This window comes from Acinetobacter brisouii (assembly GCF_008993995.1).
GTDB classification, from domain to species: domain Bacteria; phylum Pseudomonadota; class Gammaproteobacteria; order Pseudomonadales; family Moraxellaceae; genus Acinetobacter; species Acinetobacter brisouii_A.
This window is the reverse complement of record NZ_BKNN01000080.1, coordinates 1-7,057: the sequence shown is the minus strand read 5'-3', so window position 1 is coordinate 7,057 and position 7,057 is coordinate 1. Positions and strand designations below refer to the sequence as shown.

Annotated in this window: 3 protein-coding genes and 1 pseudogene; all 4 read left to right on the top strand. The window is 35.5% G+C overall.

Annotated elements, in window-relative coordinates; genetic code table 11:
• Positions 1–113: 113 nt before the first annotated feature.
• A pseudogene (locus GBN19_RS13600) lies at positions 114–743 on the top strand (TnsD family Tn7-like transposition protein); the annotation flags it as partial.
• The gene (locus GBN19_RS13595) at positions 733–2,322 is read left to right on the top strand and encodes a Tn7-like element transposition protein TnsE (RefSeq protein ID WP_004637216.1); all 1,590 of its coding nucleotides are present in this window, start codon (positions 733–735) and stop codon (positions 2,320–2,322) included. The pseudogene GBN19_RS13600 and the gene GBN19_RS13595, both read left to right, overlap by 11 nt.
• A gap of 384 nt (positions 2,323–2,706) precedes the next feature.
• Positions 2,707–4,569 carry a site-specific DNA-methyltransferase gene (locus tag GBN19_RS13585; RefSeq protein WP_228271283.1) on the top strand — a complete coding sequence of 621 codons (1,863 nt, stop codon included), beginning with the start codon at positions 2,707–2,709 and terminating at the stop codon, positions 4,567–4,569.
• Complete coding sequence (locus tag GBN19_RS13580) at positions 4,562–7,015, top strand: DEAD/DEAH box helicase family protein (RefSeq protein ID WP_171494499.1); 2,454 nt, start codon at positions 4,562–4,564, stop codon at positions 7,013–7,015. Before GBN19_RS13585 ends, GBN19_RS13580 begins: the two co-directional genes overlap by 8 nt.
• Positions 7,016–7,057: the final 42 nt, after the last annotated feature.

Genomic DNA, 7,057 nt, shown 5'->3' with positions numbered 1-7,057 from the left:
AGATTCATGCACGTGTAGCAGTCCTCAACAGATTTACGGAATTAGGTCGACCACTTACCCAAGTTACGCCTTAAATTTGGCTCAATTAGGGGCGCTTTGCATTTCAAATCTTTGTGCAACAAAGCCGCTCTATTTCAGTAATCCCATATTTTATAAAACGACCTATTTCTACTGAAAATGTTCCTCCTATAAAAATAAGAGAGATGAGACAAAAATGGCAAGATATCGTACTACTTCATGGTGTAACGACAGGCCGTAACATTAAGTCAGGTAAGGCAATTTATATGTGGCTATATAGAAACGATCAAAATTGGCTACTGACATTTAATTCAGGACATTTATCACAACCTCAAGCCCGAAAAAATAAAATAAATTGGTCTATACGTGATTTTTCAATAACCAAAGAATTATTCAAAGTTTTATATCGTTCAAATAATGACTTAGCTTGTCCAAGAATGTCAAAAAGCTGGTTCCTCAATCAGTTATCCAAAGGAAATTCCATTTCCAAGAATTTGCACCAACTGCCTTTAAGCTCCAAATTTCTTTCAACTTATTCTGAAGATACAATAGCTTATCAAATACGGAGAATTACCCATGCCATGATCAGGCTTGGATATACAGAATCCAGTACTAAAGATAGATGGCGGATATTGCGACTTGCAGGATTAAGTAAAGAAAGGATTACTCAAGAAGCCCAAATTTTCCTAAATATCATTTGTGAGAAGAAGATTTATGCACATTAAACGCCTCCCTTTAGATACATTGATTACAGGTATAGGACGACTATTTAAATATGATGATAACCCCTGGTTTATTAATCTGTGGGGAGAATCCGAAGAGTCTAAAGCAAAATATTACACCTCTTTTTCCCACATGCATTTGTTGGCCAAACGTAGAATTATCAACTCCACCCAAAATGAGCATCGAAAGTCTGGATTTCACCTAAAATTCAGATGTCCCTTACCAGCAGAGTGGATGTCTTTTGCCCAGTCTAAATCACAATTTCACTTTTTTGGGTTTGATGCTCTGGCAACGTTTTCAAATGAAGCTCAAACCGTTAAGCAAGTCCATATTCAATTGCCACAGCTTGAATTAGCAAGAGCATTCTTCTTTCAGAATGCTTATCTCACTCGATCTGCGCTTGAGTTGAATGTGCTGGCAGAAGACTTTGATATTCAGAACAAGACTGATCATTACCTGATTAATGTTCTTCCCTCATGTGAGGGTTCACTTGCACTTTCTCATTTCAATAAACCTGGGTTTCGTCGATTTCTTGCATATTTGCTCCTGAATAAAAATATAAGAGCTTCATACGAAAGCATTGCTCAACAGTGTCAAGCTTTTGAAAGCATTAACAATACGGTAAGAACATGGAACTTTAGTTTCATCCCTCCCAATTTAACAGACGTAAACATTGAGGCACACGGTTATTACGACAGGTTAACCAATACGTTTAAGATTGATGAAATCATTGGCTTTTCTGGGCTCTCCACCCATATTGATAAGCCTGTTTATTTTCATCACGATAAATTCTCTAAAGCCTCAAAAAAATCGGGTAATACCAGCACCATCCCACCAAAACCGAATCATGCAGAACCCAAACTTAATGATGAGGAAGAAGCAACGCCTAGCAACAAGCCTACTATTGTAGATGGTCCAACCACTTTACTTGATTTTGATGATCCATTTGAAACTGGGAAAGTCGCAGATAAAACTGGTACAAAAAACGCTGTTATCGTGGATGATGCTCAAGAGTATATTGATGAATTAATTGGTGATGTGAATGCTGATGAACCAGGAATTAGCGGTACAGTTAAAGCTGGTGATTTTGAGGGTGCAAAGGATCAAACTGATGATGCTCATTTATACCTAGACCGTTTCTCCGCTTTTATGCAAATGCTTTATAAACTTGAGGAAAAGTATGGAATACAGTACTCACTAACTTTAAAAGTTCTGCCTGAAGTAACGGGATTTACTAAACATTTAAAGGCTGACAATAATCCACGTTGTATCGCTGAAGTACATTTTCTGCATCAAGGTCAGCATTTCATTTTACTGGAAGTTGATACATCCGATAATGCAACTCGCCTTTCAACACAATTATTAATAATAAAAGATATGAATTCTTGGGAAGAGGATTATGAAAAAATTCGTAAATTTGTGATTCAAAAAACACTCAATTGGCCGCTTGGTTTTATCAAAAAAATAGCAATTCAACAGGTTAGATTCAATCATCCACGTATTGATGATGGACAACAAATTGCCATTGAGGATTTAGATAGTTGGGCAAATCGAATTTACAATAAACTGATTAGTTTATAATAAAAGATGAGTGACTTTTGAAGTCAAACCTCACTTCAGGTAGATAAAGCCATATCAGAGGAATGGGGAAAAATTTATTTCAAATTTAAGCAAACCGATCAGAATAGCCTTTAATCCAACAACTTAACTCAATAAAATATGTTTCAGGAGAATGTAGGTTAAAAGTTATCTCCCTATTGTTATATTAATCAGATTTAACCTAATAAGAATTAATACGTTATCATTGGTAAAGTTACTTCAACAAGGCAACAACCGTAATTCAAGCATTAGCAATAAAATCGATCGTGGTACTTTGAGCAATCGTTATGCTTAAAAGACTTAAAACGCTTGGTTATAAAGCAACGCTACTTTAGCTTCCACTTAACGGTACAACAGGATTTATTCATGTCTGATAATTCACTCAAGAAAGGTAGATATACTCGCTATAGCAATAAAATTGGACTTTATTCAACAAGCCAAGACCAAATTGGTTTCTTGAATAACAATAATGATGTAGTCCTAAGTTTCCCATTTAAAGATACCATTCTTGAAGCTGGTATGAGCAAAGAAGATGTAGGCCGTGAAGAGCGCTTTTTACACCAAGAAGTCGATAGTTCTGATATTGATACATTATTTGAACCAAAAGTATTGACAAATGTCAAATATTCAGGAATTCAGGAATTCAGGAATTCAGGAAAGGCTATAGAATTCTTTGATGAAAATGGAAATTTACAACAAAACTTATTAATTAAAGGTAATAATCTTCTTGCTTTATACTCTTTACGTGAAAGATTAGCAGGGAAAGTAAAGTTAATTTATATCGACCCGCCATATAATACTGAAAGTGATAGCTTTACATATAATGATAGTTTTAACCATTCATCTTGGCTAACTTTTATGAAAAATCGCCTTGAAGTGGCAAGAGATTTACTAAAAGAAGAAGGCGTAATTTTTGTTCAATGTGATGACAATGAACAAGCTTATTTAAAAGTGTTAATGGATGAGATTTTTGGACGTAGTAATTTCTTAAACCAGATTTCAGTAAAAATGAAACAAACCTCAGGTGCATCAGGTGGTGGTGAGGACAAAAAGTTAAAAAAAAATATTGAGTATATTATTATCTATACAAAAAACATGGATGGTGATTCAGGTTTTAAGAAATTTAATGAAGTGTATGATGAAGAAGACCTCTTTACCGTAATTAAGCAAATGCGTGATGAAGGTAAGAGTTGGAAATATACCAGAGTAATCAAGAGCTTAGGAACTAGAAAACTCTTAAAGACTATCTATGATGGCTCAGGACAACCTATTGATTTATATACACATGAAAATGTTGTTATTGAACCAATATCTAAAATAAGTAAAGAAGAAAATATTTCAGAAGAGGAATGTTATTTGAAATATTTTGATTTCATATTCCGTGATACAAATGCTCAAAGCTCTATTAGAACAAGAGTAATGGATGCTATTAATAGTGAATATGATTTCGTAAGTATTGACTACACTCCAATATCAGGGAAAAGTAAAGGAAAAAAAACAACCCTATATTATAAAGGAAATAATTGTGACCTCATTGCATGGCTTAAAGATGTAGCTGTTAAGAAAAATGGGCAACTTATTAAATTAGAAAAATTAGGAACTTATTGGGATGGGTTTCCACTAAATAACCTAACAAAAGAAGGTGACGTTCTTTTCCCTAATGGAAAGAAACCAGAGCAATTACTGAAGAAAATAATAGAACTAGCAACTGATGAAGGTGATATCGTTCTTGACTACCATTTAGGTTCAGGAACAACGTGTGCTGTCGCCCACAAAATGAATCGTCGCTGGATTGGCATTGAACAAATGAACTATATCGAAGACATTACATTAAAGCGATTAACAAAAGTCATTGACGGTGAACAAAGCGGTATTTCTAAGGCCGTGAATTGGCAAGGTGGTGGTTCATTTGTTTATTTTGAACTAAAAAAATATAACCAAGACTTTTTAGATAAAATCATAGCAGCCAATAGTAAAGGTGAGCTAGATGACGTTTACACTGAAATGGCTAAAAATGCCTTCTTGAGGTTTTGGTTCGACAAAAACGAATTTGAAAAAGATGAAAACTTCCGTTCATTGGATTTAGATCAGCGTAAAGAATTACTGATCGGTATTTTAGATGAGAACCAACTTTATCTGAATCATGCAGATATGCATGATAGTCGTTACCATGTCACAGATGAAGAAATGGCTTTAACCGATCTATTCTATGGGGCGAACAATGACTAAAAGCACAAAAACCAAAGTCAAAGATACATTGTCGCAGTTCTTGTTTAATCAAATTGAATCAAATCCTGAATATCAGGAATGGGCTAGAGATTATCAACTCCCGACTTACATCACCGATAATCTTTCAAAGTCATTACGAGATTATCAGGAAGTTGCCATCAAGCACTTTATTTGGCTATTTGAGCAAGACCCAAATCAAGCCAAGCATTTGTTGTTTAATATGGCGACAGGTACGGGTAAAACGCTCACAATGGCTGCTGCTATCCTGTATCTATATCAAAAAGGCTACCGCAATTTTGTATTTTTGGTACACCAGTTGCAAATTAAAAATCAGGCGGTAAAAAACTTCACAGATTATAAGTTTGCAAAATATCTATTTAATCCTAACGGGGTTAAATTAAATGGTAAAACCATTAATATTCGTGCGATTGATCGGTTTCAAGATGCCCAAAAAGATGCGATTAACTTCATGTTTTTCAGCACAGCTCTTTTATATAATCGCCTGACAGAAGACAAGGAAAATAGCTTAACTTCCCAAGACTTTGTGGACAATGCTGTTGTTGTTATTGCCGATGAAGCACACCGTTTAAACGTGGATACACGTAAAAAACTCAAGAAAACTGAAGAAGAAGATATTCGCAATTGGGAAACGGCTGTTCAATCAGCAATTTATGCTCGTCCCGATAATTTACTGCTAGAGTTTACCGCTACCGTAGATTTAGAAAATCCACTCATTCATAAGAAATACCGTGATAAGTTGATTCATCGTTACGATTTTCTGCAATTCAATAAGGATGGATACAGCAAAGAAGTCGGCTTCCTCTATAACGAAGAAACACAGATTGAAGATCAAAAGCGTTTATTGGTCATCAATGCAGTCGTGATGAGTGAATACCGTAGATTACTGGCTGAACGAGAAATGAATGTTCAGGTTAACCCTATTATTTTGATTAAATCAACCAAAATTGCCAAGAGTGAGGAAGATCGGGAGTTTTTCCATAAAGTAATTAGTTCACTCAAAATAAGTGACTTAGATCATTTAAAAAACTTAAGTTCAGGCACACAGCAATCACTCATAGAAGAAGATCGAAACCGATTTATCTCTCAAATGTTTAGTTGGCTTGGTTCACGAAAATCAGGGCTGGTATCCTCTCAAGACCCTAATGGCTTAAATGCGTTTATTGCTGAAATTAAAATGCGTTTTCGTGAAGATAACAGCATGACGTATAACAGCCAGAAAAAAGAGAAAGCTGATTTACTTCCTCTACTCGATAGTCCAAGAAATGTGATTCGAGCAATTTTTTCTGTTAATGCGCTCAACGAGGGATGGGATGTACTCAGCCTATTTGACATTATACATTTTGATATTTCAGAATCTAAAAAAGTATCGCTACAAGATATTCAGTTGATTGGTCGTGGTGCAAGATTGTGTCCCTACAAACTGCCAAGAGCTTATAAGATCTCCCAAAGTGGAGGGCTATTCGATGAAGAACATAGTTATGAGTTCGACCCATTCAAACGTAAATTTGATAATGCACCGCATGAGCATGGGCGTATTTTAGAAACTTTCTTCTATCACTTTGTTAAAACAGGTACGTTCTTAGATAACCTGCAATATGCCTTACTCGATGAGGGAATTGTCAATAAAAGTATGGAAAAACGGACTATTAAGCTCAAGTCCGAATTTCTCAATAGTGAAACCTATAAAAAAGGTTTTGTATTAGTGAATCAGCAACTATACCGCAGTAAAACAACGGATACAGAAATTGATGCTACTTTTAAAAGGGAAATCAAAGCCAGTACCTACCGACTTCACACAAGAAGTTTAACGGACAAAGAGCAAAATAAAATTCAGGCAGGGATTCAGTATAAAACCATTCATTTAACCGATGAATACTTTTCACCGTTGATTATCCGTAAGGCATTAATGTCATCAGAAAACAATTTCTTTCGATTTAATAATCTAAAAAATCACATTGTTGGAATTAAAAGTATTGATGAATTGATTAATCAGTACCTACCCTTGTATGAGATCAAATATTCATATTCAGAGGGTAAAGACATCTATCAACTGGAGGCACACGAAAAACTACAACTATTAGTCGGTGTGATTTTACCCGAAGTGCGTAAAGCTATAGATCGGCACATGCCAAAGGTCACGGGAAGTCATATTTTTAGACCAAAATCACTATCGTCCATCTTTCAGCAAGAGAAAAATATTTATTTGGTTTCTTATCCAGCTGGAAATGAAAATGGAGAAAAAACATCCATTGCACCAGATGAACGTGCACAAGCGCAGTCAAGCCATGATAATCCTGATCTACAGTTTGATGTTGAAGCTGCCGATTGGTACGCCTACAGGGCTTTGTTGCACAAAGATTTGAAATGCAAAGCGCCCCTAATTGAGCCAAATTTAAGGCGTAACTTGGGTAAGTGGTCGACCTAATTCCGTAAATCTGTTGAGGACTGCTACACGTGCATGAATCTC